Raw genomic sequence first — 23,000 nt, forward strand, 5'->3', positions numbered from 1 at the left:
TCACGGCACGGGTTATGCCCATGGGCCGATAAAGTTCTTACCGGGGGCGCCGCCCCGTATCCAGAGCAATGAGTACCGGGGGGTCCTTGTCAGCATGCGGGCACACGTATGGCACCACCACGCCGCCATCCCGCGGAACCGTCCGCGTTCCATCGCAGCCTTTTTCGCCGCGGTGTTCATCGTCCTACTGGCCCTGGTGGTCCCGGCAGGCCCGGCACACGCGGCGCCTGCTGCACCGGACAAGGGCAAGCCGTGGCTGGGGGCGGTCCTCGAGTGGGGTGAGGATACGGCCGCGGGCTTCAGCGACAGGCTGGGCGCCGGCCCCGCCGTCTTCGGCCACGACATCACCATTCCGTACCGCGAATCGGAGCGGAATGACATCGACGGCTTCCTGCAGCAAACTGCAGCCAAAGGCGCCCACGCCCTGCTCACGGTGAAGCCGTCGGTGCCCCTGGACCAGCTCGGCCCCGCGGAGGCGGAAGCGTTCGCAGCCCAGGTCCGCGACCTGACATCGGGGTTCAAGGGCCAACTGCTGGTCCGGTTCGCCCCCGATATGAATGCCAGCTGGGTGGCCTGGGGCCAGCAGCCGGCCACGTACCGGCAGGCTTTCCAGGCCGTGGCGGCAGCCTTCAAGAAGGACGACGGCGGCCGGGCCGCCATGGTGTGGGCGCCTTACCTGGGCAAGGACTACCCCTTTGAACGGAACCGGAATGCCCCGGAGCCGGGAAGCGACGGGTTTTCCCTCCTGGATACGAACGGGGACGGGACCTGGAACGGAAGCGACAGCGCCTATGCCCCCTACTACCCGGGCGATGACGCCGTGGACTGGGTGGGCCTGACCGCCTATCACGACGACACTGCCGGCGGGGCCGCCGTCAACACGACGCCGCGTCCGGGCGAACTCCAGGAGATGCTGACGGCCTCCGGCGGCGAAAACTTCTACGGCACCTACGTGGAGGGACGCAAAAAGCCTTTCCTCCTCCAGACTTCGGCCTTCTACAGCCCTGCGTCCGGTGGGGCGCCCGAGGCGGACATCAAGACGGGCTGGTGGGACCAGGTGGTGGCCACTGCCACGTCACCCGCTTTCGCCGGGACGGCCGCCGTGGTGTGGGACGAACGGACCAGCACGCGGGATACCGGCGTGGCAAGCATCAGCTGGCTGCTCACCGGAAGCCCGGATATTGCCAAGGCCGCCCTGGACAGGCTGAAGGCATCGCCGATGGTCACCGGACCTGTCACGGATGTGGCGTCCACAGGTACCTTCGTGCGGGCCAACACGCTTTCCGGCGCCGCCCCCTGGACCGTTGGTGCCGCCATGGTCATCCTCCTGGTGGCCCTGTGGCAGGTTCCCCGCCGGATCAACACCGCCACGTCCTGGAGCTACCAGGACCCTTCCACCAGGGATTCGCGGGTGGACCTGCTGCGCGGACTGGCCATTGTCTTTGTGGTGGTCAATCACCTGGGCATGGCCTCACTGTTCCAGCTGCTCACCCAGGAGGCGGTGGGCTTCGTGTCAGGCGCGGAGCTGTTCGTCCTGTTCTCCGGGCTGGTGGTGGGCATGGTGTACGGGCCCAAGGCCAAGGAGGACTTCGGCCGGGTGGTGGACCTGACGTCCCGCCGGGCCGGGAAGTTGTACGTGACCGCACTGGCCGTGCTGATCGGCGTCTTCCTTCTTTCCCTGCTCCCGTTCTTCCACACTGAGGCCCTGACCACGTTCGTGGACCAGGGGACCGGCGGCGCGGGCCACGGCGGTGCCGGCCGGACCTACGACCTCTACGCCGGCATGTCGTCGCTGTTCCAGTTCCCCGTGCCGCCGCAGGTGCTGCCGGCCATCGTGCTGCTGCAGTTCGGTCCATGGCAGTTCAACGTCATGGGCCTGTATGTGGTGCTCCTGCTGGCCAGCCCGCTGATCCTTGCGGCGCTGAACCGCGGCAAGGCCGTCTGGGTTTTGCTGGCGACGTTCGCCGTGTACGCAGTGGGCGCCGTGACCCGGTTCAGGATCCTGCCATCCCAGTTTGAGGACTCGTTTCCCCTGCTGGTGTGGCAGGTGCTTTTCGTCCTCGGCCTGGTTGTTGGCTACTACCGCCGCAGCATCGTGGCGTGGTTGTCGGCGCACACGTGGGTGGTGGCGGCCTGCACTGCGGCAGCGTTTGCGCTGGCTTTCCTGTCCTGGGGGAATCCGTACCTGGCCAACAACTACGACGTCCGCCTGGCGCTCATGCCGGACGCCTCCTACCGGGCCATGTATGACGCACTCTTCGGCCGGACCTACCTGGCGCCCGGCCGGCTGTTCAACGTCCTGGTCCTGGTGGTGGCCGCCTATGCGTTCCTCAGTGCTTACTGGAAGCCGGTGGAGCGTGCCCTGGGCTGGTTCCTGATTCCGCTGGGCCGCGCCACGCTGTATGTCTTCATCATGCATGTGGTGCTGATCGCCGTCGTCACAAACATCCCGGCGCTCCAGCAGCAGAGCATCTTCCTCAACACCGCGGCCTACGCCGTGGTCCTGGGCCTGTTGTGGGTGATGGTCCGCACCAGGTTCCTTTTCCGGATCATTCCCACCTAGGGATTCCCGCCTGGGGGACGGCTCCTTTGCCTGGTTCCAGGGTGCATCCGGGCATGAAAATGCTGCGGCACAAAAGTGCCACAGCATGTCATCGTGCGCCGCTGGTTACCCTGCGGCCCGTTGGCAGCCCGGGGGGCCTTAAACAAGCCGCGGGTAGCTGCTGAGGATGTAGTCCGCAGCGGCCGGCCCCTTCATGCGCAGTCCGTTGCGGCGAACCGAGACTTTGTGTTTCATGGCAGCCCAGAAACTGGACTCGGTGCCGGTGGGCTGCTCGTTGACGAAGCACCAGCTGGTGTACAGCCCGTAGAGGCGGTCGCGGTCCAGGCTGGATTCCGAGGCATGGTCTGCGTAGGTGGCTTCGTGGAGGAAAAGATCAAACTGCGAATTGGCCATGAGGCGTCCCTTCGCTCGGTGCGTGGTGCCGCCGGTAGGCTCCAGCGGCGAACCTCGATGCCCTGCACAAGGTGGCAAAGGATTGTGTAGCCGCTTTCCTTGAGAGGTCCCGAAAAGCTCAAGAGTTCATCTTGTCTACGATGTAGACTTTACCTGTAGACCAGATATGAGGCAACCGTCCCAGTTACTTCGGGACGAGGGCCGCCAGTGAGGACCTTTGTGATGACTTCCGCCAACACTTCCCAGCCCGGGCAGGCCAAAACGAGGCTGAGCAGGGACATTGTGCTGGCCAAGGCCCTGGAGTTGGTGGACGCCGAAAGCCTGGAGGCCCTGACCATGCGCCGGCTGGGGCAGGAACTCGGCCGGGATCCGATGAGCCTCTACCGCTACGCCGAGAACCGCGCCGCACTGCTGGACGGGGTTACCGAGCTGGTACTCAACCAGCTAAGCATCCATCCATCGGACCCGGACTGGAAAGCCCAGCTGCGGAAGATCGCCCACAGCTTGCGGGCGCTCGCCCTGCAGCATCCCAATGTGGTTCCCCTGTTGGTCACGCGGCCCCTTTCCACGCCCCTGGGCCTTCGCCCCCTGGGCACGCTGCGGCCGCTGGAACAGATCCTGTCCCTGCTGGGCTCGGCAGGATTCGCGCCGGCCGATGCCCTCCACGTCTACCGCGCCTACTACGGCTTCCTCTACGGGCACATCCTGAACGAGCTGCAGGAGTACGTGGTGGATCCGGAAGAGAACGAGGTGCTGTTGCGCCTGGGGCTCCACCGTTTGCCGGCGAAGGAATTCCCCAAGCTGCGTGCCCTTGCTCCCGCCCTGGCAGAGTACGACGGCGAGGCGGAACTTGACCAGGGACTTGGCATCCTGCTGTCGGGGCTGGAAGCACAGCTGTCACGGCAGGCGGCAGGCCCCGCCGCCTGACCCCGGGGCCCTGCTGACGGCGGATTGCCCGGGCGGCGCTATTCGAAGGACGCGCGGCGCCGGTCCTGCAGGCGGGTGTTCCAGATGTCCGGCCGGTTCACGCGGAACCGGCGCCCCGTCAGTGCTTTGGCGTTCAGCCGCACGTAGTGGGCCTTTTCGCCCGGCTGCCACGGTTCCAGGCCGAGTGCGTCCACCGCATCCTTAACGCCCTGGTCCTCGATGATTTCCGTTTCGCCGCGAACCACTACGCTCCAGGCCTGTTCCGAGGCGGGGTCGTAGCCGTCTATTTCCAGTGCTGCCGGCCGTTCCATCCTGGCGCCCCAAAGCTTTGACCCGGGTGCGGTGCGGAAGACGATGCTGCGCAGGTGGACGGCGTAGTTCACGGGGAAGATCTCGGGATGCTCGTCCACCACGATGGCCAGCCTGCCCACCGCGTCATTGTCGAGGAGTTCCCAGCAGTCGTCGAAGGACAGGTTTTCAATCGGCAGGTTTCGCGAGTCCATGGTCCACACCTTACGGGTGATGCGGGAGTGGGAAAAGGGATTGTGCCGCTTGTTGCGGCCTAGTGGATGCCGGCGAAAAGTTCGCTCAACTCGGCGGTCAGTTCCTTCTGGGCGGACGGGGTGCCGATTTCCTTGCCGTCGATCCGGTTTACGGGCGCCAGCAGGCGGACGCTGGAGATCAGCCAGACCGCATCCGCGTCCATGAGGTCCCGGGGCTCCAGGGGACCGTAGCCCAGTTCCCAGCCTGCCGCCTTGGCGGCAGTGAAGAGGGCACCCTGGGAGGTCCCGGCCAGGATGCCGCTGTCCAGCTGGGGCGTGATGAGGCGCTTCACTGTTGTGCCGTCGTCGGACTTCTCCACATGCGCAAGCAGCACCGTGGACGTGGGGCCTTCCAGCACGCGGCCATCGGAGGACAGGAAGATGACGTCATCGGCACCCTGTTTGTGGGCATGGCGAAGCGCTGCCATGTTGACGGCGTAGGAAAGGGTTTTGGCGCCGAGGAGCAGCCAGGGCGCCCGTTCGGCCACATCACTGTCGTAGCCCCGGTCAAGGAGGATGACGTCGATGCCCGTTTCGCGCTGCCTGCGGCCGGCAGCCCCGGCCGGCGACGCCTGCACCCAGGCCGTGGGTGCCTCGCCTTCGACGCCGCGGGTTACCACCAGTTTGACCACCAGTTCATCGGCGGCGGGGTCTGCCGGCGGGTTCTCGGACCGGTGCCGGGCCACCGCAGCCGCAATAACGCGCCGCCACGCGTCCTGGTCCGGGATGGCCAGGTCCAGTGCTGCGGCGGAGCCCCCAAGCCGGTCCAGGTGCGCCTGCATCTTCCGCACCGTTCCACCCACGGCCAGCATGGTTTCGAAGACGCCGTCGCCGCGGGTGACCCCCAGGTCCGTGACCAGCAGCTGGGGTTTGGTGGCATCGGCCACCCTGCCGTCGGGGTAAGCAGGATCGAGGAAGGCAAGAACCACGGGGGCTGGAGAGGTCATGGCACCAGCTTAGTGCTGTACCGCGGATAAGCTGGGCAGAGTGCACCGGCCGGAAGCCGTCCTCCGGGGCCCAATCTCCCCGGGGGTTTTAGACGTGTTGTGGCCTTTTTCGCTTGCCGGCACCGCGCCCACATGGGTGGTGGTGCTCCTGGGCTTCGCCGACCTGGCCATCAGGATCCTGGCGCTGGGCATTATTCCCGGCAACCGGCGCCCCACCACCGCCATGGCCTGGCTGCTGGGTATCTTCTTCATTCCGTTCGTGGGCATCGTCCTGTTCCTGCTGTTCGGCAATTTCCGCTTGTCCAGCCGCCGGCGGGCACAGCAGCAGCTGGTCAACGAACGCGTGCAGGCGGGCATCACCGCGCTTTCGGATGCGGAAAGCGACTACCCCGGCCCGGAGTGGGTGAAGTCCGCTGCTGAGCTCAACCGCACCCTGGGCTCGCTGCCCATGGTGGACGGAAACTCGGTGGACCTGATCCCCGGCTATCCGGATTCCATCCTGGAAATGACCCAGGCTGTGCGGAAGGCGAAGAAGTTCGTCAACGCCGAGTTCTACATCATGAGTTCGGACCACGTCACCAACGACCTGCTCACCGCCATGGAGGAAGCCGCCGAACGGGGCGTGGAGGTGCGGCTCCTGTTCGACCACATCGGAACGCTGCGCATCAAGGGGTACCGGAAGCTGCTCAACCGCCTCCGCGCGGGCAAGATCCAGTGGAAGCGGATGCTGCCCCTCCTGCCCATCCACGGACAGTGGCGCCGCCCTGACCTGCGGAACCACCGCAAGATCATGGTGATCGACGGCGAGATCGCCTTCACGGGTTCGCAGAACCTGATCGAGCCCTCCTACAACAACCCGCGGCACCGCAAGGCCGGCCGTGAATGGGTGGAACTGATGGCGTGCCTGCGCGGCCCCATCGTGACCACCCTGAACGTCGTCTTCGCCACCGACTGGCTGAGCGAGACTGACGAGTCGCTGGAACACCAGCTGCAGCTCCCGGCGAACCCGGAACCCGGCACCGTCACGGCCCAGGTGGTTCCCAGCGGTCCGGGGTTCATTACGGAGAACAACCTCCGGCTCTTCAACACCCTCATCTATTCGGCCCAGCACCGGATCTCCATCTGCAGCCCCTACTTCGTGCCGGACGACTCGCTGCTCTACGCCATCACCACCGCGGCCCAGCGCGGCGTGGATGTTGAACTGTTCGTCTCGGAGAAGGGGGACCAGTTCCTGGTCCACCACGCCCAGCGGTCCTATTACGAGGCACTCCTCGAAGCCGGGGTACGGATCTACCTCTATAAAGCCCCGTTCGTGCTGCATGCCAAGCACTTCACCATCGATGACGAGGTAGCGGTCCTGGGGTCCAGCAACATGGACATGCGGTCCTTCTCGCTGAACCTGGAGGTGTCAGTGATGCTGCTGGGTGAGGACATCGTGAACAAGATGCGGGCAGTGGAGGATACCTACCGGGACATCTCCCACGAGCTCAAGCTCGCGGACTGGCTCAACCGGCCGCTCGCCGCCCGGTACGTGGACAACGTGGCCCGGCTGACGGCCACTGTCCAGTAAGACGACACTGTCCAGTAAGACCCTGTCCAGTAAGACCCCGTCCAGTAAGCAGTCAGTCGGCACTGACCCGTTGCCCGTCGCCGTGCCCGGCGTGCTCAGGCCAGCCGCCGTTGCGGTAGGCGGGGGTTCCCAGGGCAAGCACCAGCACCGCCACGGTGCAGCTGCCGATCATGACGCTGGCCATCGACAGGGAATTCCCGCCCAGGAGCCCAACCATGGGGCTCACCAGTCCGGCGACCCCGGACTGCAGGGCCCCGATGACAGCCGCCGCCGTTCCCGCCATGTGGCCGTAGTTGTGCAGCGCGAGCACGGAGGCGTTCGCCGGGATCATGCCCTGGGCTGACAGGACCAGCCACAGGCCGGCCACCAGGCCGGCCGCGCCGCCGGCACCCGTGGCCACCACACCGAGCAGCACCAGGGCCAGGCTCAACTGGACCAGGAGGGCGGTGCGCAGGATGCGGACGGGCGGGAACTTCCGGACCAGGGCGGCGTTGAGCTGGGCCGAGAGGACAAGTGCGGCGCCGTTGAGGGCGAAGACGAGGGCGAACTGCTGGGCGGTGAGGCCGTATTCGTTCTGGAAGACGAAGGGCGAACCCACCACGTAACTCATGATCAGGGCCAGCCCCAGTCCGGGGATGACGGCCAGCGCCATGAAGTGCCTGTCCCGCAGCAGCACCCAGTAGGCGCCCGCCACGTGCCGGGGGTGGCCCGGGCTCCGGCTGTCCCCCGGCAGCGTTTCCGGCATGAACTTCCAGACAATTGCCACCAGGACCAGCCCGATGAGTGCCAGTGCATAGAAGACGGCGCGCCAGTTCCAGAGCCCGGCGATGCCCTGGCCCACGGTGGGGGCCAGGAGCGGAGCCACGCCGATGACCAGCATCAGCCGCGACAGCAGCTGGGCGGCGTCGGAGCCGACGAAGCGGTCGCGGATCACCGCGAGTGCCACCACGGCAGCGGCGGCGTTGAAGAAGCCCTGCAGGACGCGCAGCCCTGTCAGCGTTTCGATGTTGGGCGTCAGGGAACACAGCAGCGAGATGGCTACGTGCAGCGAGATGCCGATGAGCAGCGGAAGCCGCCGGCCGAACCGGTCCGAGAACGGACCGATCACCAGTTGCCCGATTCCGCCGCCCACCAGGGTTCCGGACAACGTCAGCTGGACAGCGGTCTGGGTGGTGTGGAGGTCGGCCTCGACGGCGGGCAGTGAGGGCAGGTACATGTCCGTGGTGAGGGCGGGGAGCGCGGCCAGGGCGCCAAGCATGAGAACGTACTTGACGCTGCGCGGTGCCTTGCTGGTCTGGGGAGGGGACGGTTCCGTCACGCGGCATACCTAACTTGTGTGGAAGCACCCGGGGATGGGTCCGCCGCCTGGCTTGGGCGGTTCAGCTAGGTCAGGGGCGTACCCCCGGGGGCGTCTTCCTAAACGGGCGTCCGCGGAGTGGATGCCCCGGGGAGCCGATGGCGTCAGTCGCCGGGGAATGCGGCGCCAAGGGTGGAGAGGACCCCGTAGGCCTTGGTGCGTATTTCGTCGTATTCGTCGTCCGGGACGGAGTCCGAGGTGATGGCACCGCCGACGCCGAGCGAGAGTTCAGCCGTCCCGTCGCCGGCCGTGCTGATCACCAGTGTCCTGATGGCGACGGCGAGGTCGGCCGCCGCGTTGAGTGAGAAGTAGCCGATGGCCCCCGAGTACAGTCCGCGCGGACCTGCCTCCAGGTGGTCCAGGATGGCCATGGTGCTGATCTTGGGGGCGCCGGTCATGGAGCCCGCAGGGAAGCACGCAGCGACTGCCTCGGCCCGCGGTGCGCCCGGGAGGAGGCGGGCGTCAATGGTGCTGACCATCTGGTGGACCGTGGCATAGCTCTCGATCGCGCAGAGCCGGCTGACCGTCACGGAACCGGGCTCCGCGAAATGGCTGAGGTCGTTGCGCAGCAGGTCCACGATCATGATGTTCTCGGCCCTGTCCTTCAGGGATGTGGCCAGGTCCGCGCGCAGCCGGCTGTCCTCCTGCGGGTCCGCAGCCCGGCGCCGGGTGCCCTTGATCGGTTCGGCGCGCATGCCGCCGTCGGACGCGATCCTCAGGAACCGCTCGGGCGAGGTACTGGCCACGGCAAGGTTTCCCAGCCGGAGGTAGCTGGCGAACGGGGCCGGGTTCCTCCGGCGCAGCGCCAGGTAGGTGGTCCACGCATCCAGCGACGCTGCCTGCACCCTGGCTTCGAGCGTGGTGGTCAGGCAAACCTCATACGTGTTTCCCTGGGCGATCTGGTGCTGGGCGGCGGTGATCTTCTCCCGGTACCGCGCACCCGTGTCCCGGCTGCGGAAGGCCGGCGCTGTGGAAGGCGCGACGCCGGTGCTGCCGCCGGCCTGCGCTGCCGGGCCATCCGACGGCGGCCGTGCGCCGCCGCCGGCGGCTTCCACTGCTGCCCTGGCCTGCGCCAGCCACTCGCCGGCGTCGGGGGCGTCAAGGGCCAGGAGCCAGGCGGCGCCTTCGGCATGGTCCAGGACCACGGCCCGGCCGGCGAAGATCAGGGCAGCGTCCGGGGTGGGCGCGGACAGGTCACTGCCGCCCGTTTCGCGCTTCAGCTCGTAGCCCAGGCAGCCGAGCCAGCCCAGGGTGAAATCGCAGGGATAGCCGTCCGGGGTGCGTACGGCCCGGCGGCCCCAGACGGTGTCCAGCCAGCGGAAGAAGGGGCCGGGGACCCTGGCAGTGGAGGAGCCCGTGCTGATCAGGCTCACTCCCGAACGGTGCGTCACGAACTGTCCGAAGGTGCCGGCGTCGTCCGCCATGATGCTGAACCTGCTGCGCTCCGCAGCAGTCCGGGCCGCCGGGTCTGCGCTGTCTTCTCCGGCGCTGCCCGGGACGGCGTCAGCGTTGGAGGAATCGAGCCAGACGGCATTGGCCGACCGTCCGTACAGCGACTGGAACAGTGCCGGTGCGTCCGGGAGGGCATCCAGGCGCTCGGCATGGAGCCGAAGTCCGCGTCGTGCGGACAGTTCCGGGGCCAGGACAGGCGCCAGGGCCGGCAGGCAGGGGAGGAGCTTCAGGAGGTCCGCCGGGGCTGATCCGTCAGCGAGGTTCTGGACGCGAAGATCGGCGTGGGCGGGGACGTCGTCGCGGCCCAGCCACTCTTCTTCCTGTGCGGCCCACTGGTCCCAGTACGGCTCATAGGTTTCGCCGTCGCGGCCCAGAGCCCGCGTCCGGCGGACGTCGTCCGGAGACTCGGCCCAGATGACGGCGCCAAGCATCGGCCGGGCTGCCTCGGCGGCGGCCCCCACTCCCTCCACGATGACGATCTCCGCGGGCAGCGTGACCCGGGACTCGCCGTCGTAATGGTTCTCCCAGTCCCAGCTGGTCCAGGTGGCCGCCTCGCCGCGGCTCAGCGGCGCGAGGACCGTGCTGACATAGCGCTCCACGCCTGCCGCCAGCCCATCCCACCCCGGGTAGATGTCCTCAAGGTGGAACAGGGACACCTTGTGGTGGGCGCGTAGCCGGGCCGCGAGTTCGACGGCGAGGGTTGTCTTTCCTGCGCCGGAGCGCCCGTCGACGGCGATGATGACGGGGGCTGGGATCATGGACTAGAGCGTACCGTTTTTCCGTTGGCCGCTTTCATCCATGAATGACACCGTGCCGTGAGGCATGGCGGCCGCTGCTGAGGTGGCCGCCCAGGAACCCGCTTACCAGCAGCAGGACGGCCCCCGCCCGCGCCAGCCGCGCGCCCAGCCGGTGGTTTCCGCGGGACCGGGCCCGCCAGGAGGCGAGGTACACCAGGGTGGCTGCGGCGTTGGCGGCGGCGTGCACAATCCCCACGCGCTTCAGGCCGCGGTCCTTGCCGGACCAGGTTGCCCAGCCGGATAGCGCGGTGGGAACGGCGGTGATGACGCCGAGGGCCACCAGCCGCTGGGCGGAGCGGCGGGAAGCCTGGTCGTCAAAGAAGTCAAGGAACACCGCCGACCACCAGGCGCCAAAGGGTGCGTCGGTAAGGATGGTGTGCAGCGGAATGCCCGTGGTGTCGCCGCGGACCAGGCTGCGGACGTTGGGCTGCGCCATGAGGCGGGACGCCAGCGGTTCTGCGGCCTTGACGGCAGCGTCCAGGGGTTTCGCCTCCTCAAGGCTGCCAAGGAGACGGGTGTACCTGCCGGTGCTTGGTGCGGCGTGCATGCAGCACAAAATACTCCAGCTGCTGCCGGATTGCACCATGTTTTCCTGCGCCGTTATTGCGCCCGGACACTGCTAATGCGGCTGAAGCTGCGTGTTCTGCAGGACCGCTGCCCTGATGTGCTGGACCAGGCCCGGCAGCGCCGTGTGGATCTGGTGCCAGACGGCGTCGAAATCCGCATGCCCGCCGTACCAGGGGTCCTCGATGCCCTGCTCCAGCCGGTCCCTCCCGGCCATGGCGGGATCGAAGCTGCGGAGCATCCGGATCTTGTCCAGGGACTCCTGGTCCGGGGCGGCTTCGCTGAGCCACGCGTAGTGGTCAATGTCCAGGGCCAGGATCAGGTCGCGCTCGCGGAACCACTCCGGCTCCCACTCCCGGGCCACGTGGTGTTCCGATGCCAGTTGCGTCACTGCGAGGCGGCGTGCGGCACGGGGATCGATGGGCCGGCCGGCCTCGTACCCGGTGGTGCCTGCGGAATCCACTTCCACCAGCCCGTCCAGGCCCTCGCGTTCGAGGGCTGCCTGGAGCATGAGCTCGGCCATCGGGGACCGGCAGATGTTGCCCGTGCAGACGGTGATGACGCGGTATGCGCTCGACGTTGAGGTCATGGAACTAAGCATGCGCGCTTCCCATCACCTTTGGCTAGCCGCCTGTTCACAAAGTTTTACGGGCTTGTAAAGAAGCATTACCGGGCGTGAAAAGGGTACCTGCACCTGTGGCGGAAAGCCCTGTCATGAACCAGCCCGTCAGTGGATCAGGGCCAGCAGGATGCCCACCCCAACGAACAGGGCGCCGAACACCCTGCTGAGGACCAGTTGGCCCCGTTCCGTGCTGGTGAAGCGCTGGAATGACCTGGCGGCGGCGGCAAAGAAGAACCACATCACCAAAATATCGATGACCACAATGGTGGCCGTCAGCACGGCGTACTGGGTGAACAAGGGCTGTTCCGGGCGGATGAACTGGGGGGTGAAGGCCAGGAAGAACACGATGGCCTTCGGGTTCAGCAGGTTGACCCAGAAGCCGCGCCTGAAGATTGACCAGGCGGGTTCGTTCCGGAGGGTGGCGGCCTGCTCCTGGGCCACCGCTGGCTTGCTGAGGAACTGGCGGATGCCCAGGTACACCAGGTAGGCCGCGCCCGCGTAGCGGATGACGTTGAAGGCAACGGGTGAGCTGGCCACCAGCACGCCAACGCCGAGGGCGACAATCAGGACGTGCACCACCAGCGCCGCCTGCTGGCCCAGAATTCCCCACATTGACCGGCGGAACCCGGCGTTGAGCGAGTTGCTCATGGTGTTGATGGCCCCGGCGCCCGGGGTAAAGCTGATCAGGGCGCCGGCACCCGCAAGGGCCAGCCACAGGGAAAATTGCACTACACAATCTTACGGGGCCAAAAGCCCGTCTTTCCGTCAGCCGCCGGGGACAACGGACCGGGGCTGGGCGTACACCGCAACCTAGGCCCGCGCGATGACCTCACCGTTCGGGATCAGGAACCAGCCGTCGTCCGTGGAGCCCCAGCGGTGCCAGCCCGCCGAGATCCGGGCGAGGTCGGCCGCATTGGCGAATCCGTACTCCAGTGCCTGCTCGGCGAAGGCGGAATGCAGCACCCGCTCACCCCAGACACGTGCCTGCCAGCGGCGCTGCTGCGCCGTGGCGTAAAGCCAGTTGCTGCTGGTGGGGGCGACGTCGGTGAATCCCGCAGACTGGGCCCAGCTGACCAGCCGCCGCCCGGCGTCGGGCTCTGCTCCGTTGCGCCGGGCAATCCGCTGGTAAAGGTCCATCCACTCGTCCAGCTCCGGGATCTCCGGGTACCAGCTCATGCCGTGGAAGTCTGCGTCCCGGACGGCCACGATGCCGCCGGGCTTGGCGACGCGGCGCATCTCGCGCAGTGCCTCGACGGGGTCGGTCAGGTGCTGGAGCACCTGGTGGGCGTGGACGACGTCGAACGTTTCATCGGCGAAGTCCAGGTCGTAGATGTTGCCTGCCACAAATTCGATGTTGGGCACTTCCCGCTCGACGGCGAGTGCCTGGGCCTGTGCCACGATGTCCGGCGAGCGGTCCAGGCCGGTGACCTTGCCGGGGTTGACCAGGGCAGCGAAGTCGCAGGTGATGGTGCCCGGCCCGCACCCGACGTCGAGCAGGGTGGATCCCGGTGTGAGGTAGGGGAGGACGAACGCGGCCGAATTTTCGGCAGTCCTGGCGGCGTGGGCGCGGACTACGGACTCGTGGTGGCCATGCGTGTAGACGTCGTCTTCAGGCTGCTGGTCGCTCATAACCAAACGCTACCCCTTGGGAACGGGAGCTACCCGGATTCTGTCCTTGCCGCCACGGTGGCGTCGATCATCGCCGTCATGAAGCGGGTGACGGTATCCAGTTCCTCCTCCGTGAACCCGGCCATGGCACTGCCCATGTGCCGCGCCAGCGGGGCGAAGATGGCGCCGCCCTCCTGGAAGGCCTTGGGGGTCATCTTCAGCTGGACCTGCCGCCGGTCCGTGCTGTGCCGCTCCCTGACCACGTGCCCGGAGTTGTCCAGCCGGTCGATCAGTGCCGTGGTGGCGGGGGAGCTAAGGTTCAGTTCCTTCCGCAGCAGCCCGGGCGTCACCACGTTGCCCCTGGCGGTGTGGCGCATGATCACGGCGAGTGCGTTCATGTCCGTGCGGTGCATGTCCTTGCGGTCCCCGGCGGCATCCACGTACTGGTTCGCCTCGATGGTGAACTCCTGCAGGATCCGGAGCAGCGGATGGCCGAACTGCGGCCCCGCCTGCTCGAAGGGGGATGGCTGGGGAGCATTCGTCTCTGCCATCTCCACCTCCCTTGTCTTTGTTCCCGGCCCATTTCCTGCGCCGGCGTCCTGACGGATATTACTCCAGCGCCGGGCATCGCCGGCTGCCGCCGCTGTCGGGTAGGGGGCGAACCCGAAAAAGCTTGACTGGCATTTATCTCTGTTATGGAGATAATCTATGCTGGAACAAATAGTACTCCCCACGCTCACCATAGAAGGCATCATGAAACGCTCAAAAGTTGGCAGGGAACGCGTTCCGTTCTGGCTGCGCTGGCTGGTCCCCGTTGTCCTGGTGCTGACATGGCTGGGGCTGGCCGGGGTAGGCGGCCCCACCTTTGGCCGCCTGGAAGAGGTCTCCTCCAACGACCAGGCATCCTTCCTGCCCGCCAGCGCCGAGGCCACCGAGGCCCAGGACTGGCAGGCGAAGTTCCGGGACTCCGATGAGGTTCCCGGCATTGTCGTCATCGAGCAGGACCAGGCCTTCACGCCGCAGCAGCTGGGCGGACTGGCCACCCTGAAGTCCGGCCTGGAGAGCCTCAAGCTGGGCAGCACCGTGATTGGCCCGATTCCGTCCAAGGACGCCAAGGCCGTCCAGTTCGTGGTCCCCATCGGATCCTCCGCAGAACTGAAGGACGCGGTCAAGGAACTCCGGGCCGCGGTGGAAGAGGCGGCGCCGGACGGTGCCCGGACCTTCGTGACCGGTCCCGCCGGGCTGGCGGCTGACCTCACCGCCGCGTTCGGCGGCATTGACGGCATCCTCCTGCTCGTGGCCCTCTCCGCCGTGTTCGTGATCCTCCTGGTCGTCTACCGGTCCCTGCTGCTGCCCGTCATGGTCCTGCTCACCTCGGTGTTCGCGCTCTGTGCGGCCATCCTGCTGGTGTTCGGCATGGCCAAGGCCGGCTGGATCCAGCTCAACGGACAAAGCCAGGGCATCCTCTCCATCCTGGTGATCGGTGCCGCCACGGACTACGCCCTGCTCTTCGTGGCCCGCTTCCGCGAGGCCCTTACCCACACCACCAACCGCACGGCTGCCGTCCTGACCGCCTGGAAAGCATCCTTTGAGCCCATCCTGGCGTCCGGCGCCACCGTGATCATCGCGCTCCTGTGCCTGCTCTTCTCCGACCTGAACTCCAACAAGGCCCTGGGCCCGGTGGCCGCCGCAGGCATCCTGTGCGCCCTGTTCGCCGCGCTGACCCTGCTGCCCGCCCTCATGGCACTGCTCGGCCGCGCCGCGTTCTGGCCTTTCCGCCCCAAGCTCCTCCCCGCGGACCAGCGCGAACCCGAACTGGTCACCGGACTGGAGGGCCAGAAGGGCCTGTGGCGGGCCACCGGCTCGCTCGTCTCGCGGCGGCCAAGGACCGTCTGGGTCGCCTCGGTCCTCCTGCTCCTCGTGGCCGCGGGCGGCCTGTTCCAGCTGAAAGCCAACGGTGTGCCGCAGACGGACGTCATCCTCACCGCATCCAACGCCGTGGACGGCCAGGATGCGCTGGCCCGACACTTCGACGCCGGCAGCGGCAGCCCCGCCGTCGTGGTTGCCGACCAGCGCAAAGCCGCGGAGGTGCTGGACAAAGTGAAAGCCGACGACGGCGTGGGCGAGGCGTACCTGCTGGGCCGCGGCAGCGTGCCCATCACCGGAGCCCCGGGCGCTCCCACCGCACCGGACGTCCGGGACGGGAAGGTCCTCATCAACGCCACGCTGAAGAACGCCGCGGACTCGCTGGAAGCGGAGGAGACCATCAAGGCCCTGCGCACCGAGGTGAAGGCCGTTGATCCCGGCGCCCTGGTGGGTGGCGTGACTGCCACCGCCCTGGATACCAACACCACCGCCCAGCGCGACCTGCTGGTCATCATCCCGGTGGTCCTGGTGGTGATCCTCTTCATCCTGATGCTGCTGCTGCGCTCCATCGTGGCCCCGGTCCTGCTGGTGCTCTCCGTGGTGCTCTCCTACGCGGCCGCACTGGGAGTCTCGGCCTTCGTGTTCAACAACCTCTTTGGTTTCCCGGGAGCCGACGCCACCGTTCCGCTGTTCGGCTTCGTCTTCCTGGTGGCCCTGGGCGTGGACTACAACATCTTCCTGATGAGCCGGGTCCGCGAGGAATCGCTTAAGCACGGCACCAGGCCCGGCATCCTGCGTGGCCTGGTGGTGACCGGCGGCGTCATTACCTCGGCCGGCGTGGTGCTGGCCGCGACCTTCGCCGCCCTCGGCGTCATCCCCATCATGTTCCTGGTGCAGCTGGCCTTCATCGTGGCATTCGGCGTCCTGCTCGATACCGTGCTGGTGCGCTCGCTGCTGGTGCCGGCCCTGGCCTACGACATCGGGCCGAAGATCTGGTGGCCCAGCAAGCTGGGACGGACGGATGGCCGGCATGCCGTGCAGCCGCGGGAGCCCGGCGTCGAGCCCCGGGAAGAGGTTCCCGCCCGTTAGCCCCTGCGTTCCGCCGGCCTACCGCTGCTGCCGCCACCATTCCACGGTGGCGGCAGCAGCCGTATCCAGCGGCGTGTGGCTGACTCCAAGCGCTGCCTCGGAAGCTGCGGAGTCCATGACGAAGGGCCGCTCAAACTGGTACAGCATCTCCGCCAGCTCGCGGGCGCCGGCTGAAACCAGTGCCGCCGTCCGGATGGTCCAGCCGGGAAGGACGCGCACCTTCGGGGTGGGCCGTCCCGCCGCCGCAGCGAAGGCCGCTGCAAGTTCCTTCTGCGTGCGCGCCGGCCCCGTCGGGGCATGCCACACGGCATTCCAGGCGGACGGCTGGTCCGCGGCCGCGATCATGGCGCCGGCCAGGTCGGGTACGTAGGTGAACGAGTGCGGCTGGCGGGCGCTTCCCATCACGCTGACGTTCTTTCCCGCAAGGGCCGGGGCCACCATGCGCTCGCCGGCGTGCGCCATCCGGACGCGCGGCCCAAAGAAGTCGCCGGCCACCACGCTTACCGTGGGCGTGGCCGAGGCCTCGCGCGCCTGCAGCAGGTCCGTCCGCACACCGCGCTTGCCTCCGGTGGCCCTGCGCGGGCCGGCCTCAGTGACCACGCGGTCCGCCTCGCTGTAGGAATAGAGGCTTTCAGGGAAGACGACGACGGCGCCCACCTCCTGCGCGGCGCTGAGGACTGCCTGTTCGGCGGCAGGCAGCTCTGCCCGCCACGCGGCCGCGGTGTATGCCGAGCCGTGGATGCAGTGGAAGACGGCTTTGGCGCCGGCAAGGGCAGTGCGAAGAACCGCCGGGTCCTTCGCGTCCCCGCTGATGCGCTCGATGAGCGGGTGGTCCGGTCCGCTGCCCGACCGGGTCAGGATGCGCACCTGCCGTCCCCGGTCCGCCAATTGTTCCGCTACCGTCCACCCCACCGGTCCTGCCCCGGTCACCACATATATGTCAGGCACTTCCGTCTCCCTTTCAGTAGTTGAGAGCAGTGCTCTCGAAAACAAGGATGCGCGCCCAGGCTGGCAGAGTCAAGAGCAGTGCTCTCTTTAGCTTCCCACGCTCTCGTTTATGGCATGCTGGGGTCATGGATGATGCCCGCGGAGCAGCCGCCGACCAGCCCCGGCCCCTGACGCCCCGGCAGCGCGCACGGTCGCAGACGGTGGCGGACATTGTCCGGCTGGGCCGGCAGCACCTGGCCACCGACGGTGCGGCCGCCCTCTCCCTGAGGGCCGTGGCAAGGGATCTGGGAGTGGTGTCCTCCGCCGTCTACCGCTATGTGGAGAGCCGGGACGAGCTGCTCACCTTGTTGCTTATCGATGCCTTCGGTGAACTGGGGGACGAGGTCGACGGGGCCGTTGCGGCTGCCCCGGAGGGTGACCATCTTGGCCGGTTCCTGGCCCTGGGCGGAGCCGTCAGGACGTGGGCCCTGCGCGAGCCTGCCAGCTATGCGCTCCTGTTCGGCAGTCCGGTTCCCGGCTACAACGCCCCGGCCGAACGCACCACGGGTCCCGGCACGCGCGTCATCGTCAGCCTCATCGGCATCCTGGACGCCGCCGCCCGGGCGGGGCAATTGGCGGTTGTGGGACCATCCCCGCAGCTTCCGCCCACGCTGGCCGCCGACCTGGAGGCCATCCGCCGGGAATTCGGGCTGGCTATCCCGGACGAGCTGGTGGCGCGGGGCGTTTTGGTGTGGAGCTCCCTTTTCGGTGCCGTCAGCTTCGAAGTGTTCAACCAGTACGGGCCGGACACCTTCCGGGCGCCGCATGAACTCTTCGGCCATCACCTCGCCGTCCTGGCGGGGACCGCGGGCCTGCCGGCGCAGCCCTCCTGACGCAGCCCGCGCGGGCCCTGTTGGTGCGCCCGCCCCGTCGATAGACTGCCAGTGCGCCCGGACGGACGCGGAGCCTCAAAGGAGAGATGCACCATGACTGAGAATCCTGAAGTTGCAGCCGAGGAGCCCCGCAAGGGCAGCAGCGCACCCGGCCTGGAGGGGGAAGGCGGCCAGTACGTCGACGGGGATTACGGCGACGCCGGGACCCTCAACGAGCCCGACCGGGACGTTTCGGATGGCGAATACGAGGAAGGCGACTACGGCGACGCCGGCACCACCGGAGGCGCCCGGACGGAGCGTGCCGTCCGCGAGGGCCTTACCGACGGTCAGGTGCAGGCGACCGATGAGGAGCGCGGACCGCTGCATGGGCGCCCCGACTCCGGCCGGTAGGCACCCGCAGGGATCCCCTTACCCGACGGCGTCCGCCGCCACCAGGCTGTCCTCCTTGGCGGGTTGGGCGTCCTTGCTGCGGGCGCGGCTGATGGCTGCCACCGCAGCCAGGACCGTCACCAGGCCGCCATAGGCGTAGGTGGTGACCGGGAGGGACAGGATGGGGGCCAGCAGGCCTGCCAGCACCGCCGGAACGCCGAAGGCCGTGTAGGCCACGACGAAGAGCGAGGCAAAAGTCCCGGCGCGTTCATGATCCTCCACCAGGGGGCTGATGGACCGGATGACGCCCATGAAGGCAGTGCCGAAACCGGCGCCTGCCACCACCACAGCGGCCAGGAACAGGCCAAACGAATCCAGGCCGAGGGCCAGCAGCGACAGTGCGGTCCCCACGGCCAGCGCCGTGGTGCCGAAAATGGTGATGGTGCGGGCTCCAAAGCGGTGCAGGAAGGCCGCCGACGCGGCTCCTGTCCCCGCCAGGATGGTGATTACCATGCCCTGCCACAGATGCTCCCGGATGCCGAAGGTGGTGTGCACGATCGCGGCGCCAAGGGAGAGGTACAGCCCGCCCGTGGCCCAGCCGGCAAAAACGGCCGGGGCGCCGGTGAGGAATGCGCGGCGTGCGGCCGGCGGCAGGGTCAGGTGCGGCTTGAGTGAAGCCGCCGCCCCGGACGTGCGGGGTGAGGTTTCCGGGCAGGCCCACACCAGTGCGGCGAACACCACGTACAGGACCGAGAGCGAGACGAACACCAGCACGCGGGGCTCCGCGAGGAGGTCCAGCAGCAGGCCCGATGCCAGCGCGCCCAGGGCCAGGCCGCCCAGGGGTGCCACCGTGTTCCAGGCGGCGCTGGAGCCCGGGTCATCCTCCGGTTCCAGATCGGCGATGGCCGCGGAGAGCGTGGTGAGGAGGATGCCGCTGGCCACCCCCTGGAGGACGCGGGCCGCCAGCAGCATCGCCAGCGAATCGGCTGCCAGGAAGGTCACGACGCTGCCGGCCAGCAGGAGGAATGCCGCGCTGATGACCGGGCGGCGGCCGAGGTGGTCGGAGATGGAACCGAAGACCAGCAGGGCCGCCAGGAGGGCCACGGCGTAGACGGCGAAGATCCCGGTGGTGGCCACCGGCAGCAGGTGCAGCTGCTCCTGCAGGGTGGGGTAGAACGGGGACGGCGCGCTGGCTCCGGCCATCATGGCTGCCGTGGCGGCAGCAATGAGGACGAAACCCAGCCGCCGGTGCGACTCTCTGGGCCGGACTGCGGGTGGGTGCGTCACAACATGCCGCCTTCTGCATTGGGGGTGTGGTTGGTTCGAAAATAATCGAAACCTCAGACTACTGGCATGTCCACGATGGTTCAACTAAAGTCGAACCGTGGCTACACCGGCGAACCTCACCCATCCCGAACGCGCGGACCTCCACTTGCCCAGTGTGCTCTTCGCCCTGAGCGATCCCGACCGGCTGGAAATCGCGCGCCAGCTCCGTGCCGGCCCCCTCGATATGGCCGAATGCACCCTCGGCAATCCGGAGATGCCCAAGTCCACCAAGTCCCACCTGATGAAGGTGCTCCGCGAGGCAGGCATCATCCGGAACGAGGCCAACGGGCGCGGCCGCAGGCTGACCCTGCGCGCCGAGGACCTTGATGCCCGGTTCCCCGGATTGCTCGCCGCAGTCCTGGATGCGCCCGGCGCGGACTGACGCCTCCGCCCCGCCGGCGCGTGCCGCCGTCGTGCGCTGTTGTACGCCCTGAGCAAAGTTGAGCCTAGTTCACTCAACTTGTGTTGACATCCTTTGGCGGCTGAGTAGAGTTGAGTGCAGAACGCTCAATGCTTAGGGCGCCAACCAGTTTCCAAGGAAAGAAGGAAGCAACACATGTCACGTGCAGTAGGTATCGACCTCGGAACCACCAACTCCGTCGTCTCCGTTCTCGAAGGTGGCGAGCCCACCGTTATTGCCAACGCCGAGGGTGGCCGCACCACGCCGTCGGTCGTTGCATTCTCCAAGTCCGGCGAGGTCCTGGTTGGCGAGATCGCCAAGCGCCAGGCCGTCAACAACATCGAGCGCACCATCGCTTCGGTCAAGCGCCACATGGGCACCGACTGGAAGGTGGACATCGACGGCAAGAAGTACACCCCGCAGGAAATCTCCGCCCGTATCCTCATGAAGCTGAAGAACGACGCCGAGTCCTACCTGGGTGAAAAGGTCACCGACGCCGTCATCACCGTCCCGGCCTACTTCAACGACGCCGAGCGCCAGGCCACCAAGGAAGCCGGCGAGATCGCAGGCCTGAACGTCCTGCGCATCGTCAACGAGCCCACCGCCGCAGCACTGGCCTACGGCCTGGACAAGGGCAAGGAAGACGAACTCATCCTGGTGTTCGACCTCGGTGGCGGTACCTTCGACGTCTCCCTGCTGGAAGTCGGCAAGGACGAAGACAACTTCTCCACCATCCAGGTCCGCGCCACCGCCGGTGACAACCGCCTGGGCGGCGACGACTGGGACCAGCGCGTCGTTGACTACCTGCTGAACCAGCTCAAGGTCAAGGGTATCGACCTGTCCAAGGACAAGATCGCCCTGCAGCGCCTCCGTGAAGCAGCCGAGCAGGCCAAGAAGGAACTCTCCTCCTCGTCCAGCACCAACGTCTCCCTCCAGTACCTGTCCGTCACCCCCGACGGCCCGGTCCACCTGGACGAGCAGCTGACCCGCGCCAAGTTCCAGGACCTCACCAAGGACCTGCTGGAGCGCACCAAGAAGCCGTTCCACGACGTCATCAAGGAAGCCGGCATCAAGCTTTCCGACATCAACCACATCGTGCTGGTGGGTGGTTCAACCCGTATGCCCGCCGTGTCCGAGCTGGTGAAGGAATTGGCCGGCGGCAAGGAGCCCAACAAGGGCGTCAACCCGGACGAGGTCGTGGCAGTCGGCGCAGCCCTGCAGGCCGGTGTGCTGAAGGGTGAGCGCAAGGACGTCCTCCTGATCGACGTCACCCCGCTGTCCCTCGGCATCGAGACCAAGGGTGGCGTGATGACGCACCTGATCGAGCGCAACACCGCCATCCCCACCAAGCGGTCCGAGACCTTCACCACGGCCGACGACAACCAGCCGTCCGTGGCCATCCAGGTCTTCCAGGGCGAGCGCGAGTTCACCCGGGACAACAAGCCGCTGGGCACGTTCGAGCTGACCGGCATCGCGCCGGCGCCGCGCGGCGTTCCCCAGGTTGAGGTCACGTTCGACATCGACGCCAACGGCATCGTCCACGTCTCCGCGAAGGACAAGGGCACCGGCAAGGAACAGTCCATGACCATCACCGGCGGCTCCAGCCTCTCCAAGGAAGACATCGACCGCATGGTCCGTGACGCCGAGGAGCACGCAGCCGAGGACAAGGCCCGCCGCGAGGCGACCGACACCCGCAACACCGCCGAGCAGCTGGCCTACTCCGTGGACAAGCTGATCGCCGACAACGCGGACAAGCTGCCCGAAGAGGTCAAGACCGAGGTCCAGGCCGACGTCGACAGCCTCAAGAAGGCCCTCGAAGGCACCGACGATGCCGCCGTGAAGACCGCGTTCGAGAAGCTGCAGGCTTCCCAGACCAAGCTCGGCGAGGCCATCTACGCCCAGGCAGGTTCCCCGGACGGCGCAGGCGCTCCCGGCGCTGAGGGTGCCGCCGGAGCTTCGGCAGGTTCCTCGGACGAGGACATCGTCGACGCCGAGATCATCGACGAAGACGAAGCGAAGAAGTAACCCATGCCGCACCACGGTAACGAGGAAGAGCACAACGCATCCGCCGGCCAGCACAACGCGCACGGCAACGGCCAGGAGCCGGTCATCCGGGACCACCGCAAGGTTGACCCGGTGACCGGGCAGGCCCGGCACCCCGAGGGCGGCCAGTCCGACCCCGGGGCCGGGGCCCAGCCCGGAGCAGCGGATTCCGACGGCGACGCGCTGGCCCAGGCCGAGGAGATTCTCAACGGCGTGGACGTGCCGGCCGAGGAATCCGTGGCCCAGGGGGCTCCGGCAGGGTCCACCGGCAACGCCGAGGCAGCCGAACTGCGCAACGACCTGCTCCGCCTCCAGGCTGAGTACGTCAACTACCGCAAGCGGGTTGAACGCGACCGCGCCGTGGCAGGGGAAATGGCCGTCATCGGCGTCCTGAACTCCCTGCTTCCGGTCCTGGACGACGTCGACGCCGCCCGGCAGCACGGTGACCTCACCGATGGTCCCTTCGCCGCGATCGCCAACAAACTGGAGAACGCGCTGAAGACCTACGGCCTGGTCCGCATCAACGAGACCGGCGTGGAGTTCGATCCCACGATCCACGAGGCCCTGATCCAGCAGCCCGGCGAGGACATCGAGGTTGACACCGTCAGCCAGGTCCTCCGCTCAGGCTACAAATCAGGAGAACGCGTCCTCCGCGCAGCCCAGGTCATCGTCGCTGTCCCTGCGTAGCATTACCCCGGTGGTTGAGCTTGTTGGAACCCAGGTTTCGACAAGCTCAACCACCGCC

The 23,000-nt window shown here is 67.4% G+C and carries 21 protein-coding genes; 9 read left to right on the forward strand and 12 right to left on the reverse strand.

What is annotated here, in order from left to right; translation table 11 throughout:
• The first annotated feature begins 94 nt into the window (after positions 1-94).
• Positions 95-2,563 carry an OpgC domain-containing protein gene (opgC, locus tag BACI349Y_RS02560; protein ID WP_159630182.1) on the forward strand — a complete coding sequence of 823 codons (2,469 nt, stop codon included), beginning with the start codon at positions 95-97 and terminating at the stop codon, positions 2,561-2,563.
• A gap of 138 nt (positions 2,564-2,701) precedes the next feature.
• Here opgC and BACI349Y_RS02565 read toward each other — a convergent pair whose 3' ends face one another.
• The gene (locus tag BACI349Y_RS02565) at positions 2,702-2,956 is read right to left on the reverse strand and encodes a hypothetical protein (RefSeq protein WP_159630184.1); all 255 of its coding nucleotides are present in this window, start codon (positions 2,954-2,956) and stop codon (positions 2,702-2,704) included.
• 222 nt (positions 2,957-3,178) lie between these two features.
• On the opposite strand from BACI349Y_RS02565, the gene BACI349Y_RS02570 reads away from it, so the two are divergent.
• Entirely contained in the window at positions 3,179-3,883 is a 705-nt protein-coding gene (locus tag BACI349Y_RS02570; RefSeq protein ID WP_159630186.1) for a TetR/AcrR family transcriptional regulator C-terminal domain-containing protein, read from the forward strand.
• Positions 3,884-3,921: 38 nt separating this feature from the next.
• Here the strand turns inward: BACI349Y_RS02570 and BACI349Y_RS02575 are convergent, their stop codons facing one another.
• Complete coding sequence (locus BACI349Y_RS02575) at positions 3,922-4,386, reverse strand: pyridoxamine 5'-phosphate oxidase family protein (RefSeq protein ID WP_159630188.1); 465 nt, start codon at positions 4,384-4,386, stop codon at positions 3,922-3,924.
• A 59-nt stretch (positions 4,387-4,445) separates the two neighbouring features.
• Positions 4,446-5,372 carry an aminodeoxychorismate lyase gene (locus tag BACI349Y_RS02580; RefSeq protein WP_159630190.1) on the reverse strand — a complete coding sequence of 309 codons (927 nt, stop codon included), beginning with the start codon at positions 5,370-5,372 and terminating at the stop codon, positions 4,446-4,448.
• Positions 5,373-5,466: 94 nt separating this feature from the next.
• On the opposite strand from BACI349Y_RS02580, the gene cls reads away from it, so the two are divergent.
• On the forward strand, positions 5,467-6,942 hold the full coding sequence (gene cls, locus BACI349Y_RS02585; protein WP_442858392.1) for a cardiolipin synthase: 1,476 nt from the start codon (positions 5,467-5,469) through the stop codon (positions 6,940-6,942).
• Between the two features lie 52 nt (positions 6,943-6,994).
• Here the strand turns inward: cls and BACI349Y_RS02590 are convergent, their stop codons facing one another.
• The 7 genes from BACI349Y_RS02590 to BACI349Y_RS02620 form a co-directional block, all read right to left on the reverse strand.
• Positions 6,995-8,260 carry a multidrug effflux MFS transporter gene (locus BACI349Y_RS02590; protein WP_159630192.1) on the reverse strand — a complete coding sequence of 422 codons (1,266 nt, stop codon included), beginning with the start codon at positions 8,258-8,260 and terminating at the stop codon, positions 6,995-6,997.
• 143 nt (positions 8,261-8,403) lie between these two features.
• Positions 8,404-10,509 carry an aminodeoxychorismate synthase component I gene (gene pabB, locus BACI349Y_RS02595; RefSeq protein ID WP_159630194.1) on the reverse strand — a complete coding sequence of 702 codons (2,106 nt, stop codon included), beginning with the start codon at positions 10,507-10,509 and terminating at the stop codon, positions 8,404-8,406.
• A 34-nt stretch (positions 10,510-10,543) separates the two neighbouring features.
• Entirely contained in the window at positions 10,544-11,095 is a 552-nt protein-coding gene (locus BACI349Y_RS02600; RefSeq protein WP_159630196.1) for a DUF2231 domain-containing protein, read from the reverse strand.
• Positions 11,096-11,167: 72 nt separating this feature from the next.
• Positions 11,168-11,701, reverse strand: coding sequence for a low molecular weight protein-tyrosine-phosphatase (locus tag BACI349Y_RS02605; protein WP_159630198.1), 534 nt, complete (start codon positions 11,699-11,701; stop codon positions 11,168-11,170).
• A 138-nt stretch (positions 11,702-11,839) separates the two neighbouring features.
• Positions 11,840-12,463, reverse strand: a complete 624-nt coding sequence (locus BACI349Y_RS02610; protein ID WP_159630200.1) for a LysE family transporter — start codon at positions 12,461-12,463, stop codon at positions 11,840-11,842.
• Between the two features lie 81 nt (positions 12,464-12,544).
• Entirely contained in the window at positions 12,545-13,363 is an 819-nt protein-coding gene (locus BACI349Y_RS02615; RefSeq protein ID WP_159630202.1) for a methyltransferase domain-containing protein, read from the reverse strand.
• Between the two features lie 29 nt (positions 13,364-13,392).
• The gene (locus tag BACI349Y_RS02620; RefSeq protein ID WP_159630204.1) at positions 13,393-13,893 is read right to left on the reverse strand and encodes a MarR family winged helix-turn-helix transcriptional regulator; all 501 of its coding nucleotides are present in this window, start codon (positions 13,891-13,893) and stop codon (positions 13,393-13,395) included.
• A 202-nt stretch (positions 13,894-14,095) separates the two neighbouring features.
• Here BACI349Y_RS02620 and BACI349Y_RS02625 point away from each other — a divergent pair, with 202 nt between their 5' ends.
• Positions 14,096-16,297: an MMPL family transporter gene (locus BACI349Y_RS02625; RefSeq protein ID WP_159630206.1), complete on the forward strand. Its 2,202-nt coding sequence runs from the start codon at positions 14,096-14,098 to the stop codon at positions 16,295-16,297.
• 18 nt (positions 16,298-16,315) lie between these two features.
• On the opposite strand, the gene BACI349Y_RS02630 is transcribed toward BACI349Y_RS02625, so the two are convergent.
• Entirely contained in the window at positions 16,316-17,236 is a 921-nt protein-coding gene (locus tag BACI349Y_RS02630) for an NAD-dependent epimerase/dehydratase family protein (RefSeq protein WP_159635089.1), read from the reverse strand.
• Positions 17,237-17,370: 134 nt separating this feature from the next.
• Here BACI349Y_RS02630 and BACI349Y_RS02635 point away from each other — a divergent pair, with 134 nt between their 5' ends.
• Positions 17,371-18,117, forward strand: coding sequence for a TetR/AcrR family transcriptional regulator (locus BACI349Y_RS02635; RefSeq protein WP_159630208.1), 747 nt, complete (start codon positions 17,371-17,373; stop codon positions 18,115-18,117).
• A 93-nt stretch (positions 18,118-18,210) separates the two neighbouring features.
• Positions 18,211-18,507, forward strand: a complete 297-nt coding sequence (locus BACI349Y_RS02640) for a hypothetical protein (protein WP_159630210.1) — start codon at positions 18,211-18,213, stop codon at positions 18,505-18,507.
• Between the two features lie 18 nt (positions 18,508-18,525).
• Here the strand turns inward: BACI349Y_RS02640 and BACI349Y_RS02645 are convergent, their stop codons facing one another.
• On the reverse strand, positions 18,526-19,773 hold the full coding sequence (locus BACI349Y_RS02645) for an MFS transporter (protein ID WP_159630212.1): 1,248 nt from the start codon (positions 19,771-19,773) through the stop codon (positions 18,526-18,528).
• A gap of 97 nt (positions 19,774-19,870) precedes the next feature.
• Between BACI349Y_RS02645 and BACI349Y_RS02650 the strand changes: the two genes are divergently transcribed.
• The 3 genes from BACI349Y_RS02650 to BACI349Y_RS02660 all read left to right on the forward strand — a co-directional run bounded on the left by BACI349Y_RS02650 (position 19,871) and on the right by BACI349Y_RS02660 (position 22,942).
• Positions 19,871-20,194, forward strand: a complete 324-nt coding sequence (locus BACI349Y_RS02650) for an ArsR/SmtB family transcription factor (protein WP_043453649.1) — start codon at positions 19,871-19,873, stop codon at positions 20,192-20,194.
• 174 nt (positions 20,195-20,368) lie between these two features.
• A complete protein-coding gene (gene dnaK, locus BACI349Y_RS02655; protein ID WP_159630214.1) occupies positions 20,369-22,237 on the forward strand; it encodes a molecular chaperone DnaK in 1,869 nt (622 codons plus the stop codon).
• Positions 22,238-22,240: 3 nt separating this feature from the next.
• A complete protein-coding gene (locus BACI349Y_RS02660; RefSeq protein WP_159630216.1) occupies positions 22,241-22,942 on the forward strand; it encodes a nucleotide exchange factor GrpE in 702 nt (233 codons plus the stop codon).
• Positions 22,943-23,000: the final 58 nt, after the last annotated feature.

The sequence above is a fragment of the Arthrobacter sp. 8AJ genome (assembly GCF_902506025.1).
GTDB lineage: Bacteria > Actinomycetota > Actinomycetes > Actinomycetales > Micrococcaceae > Arthrobacter.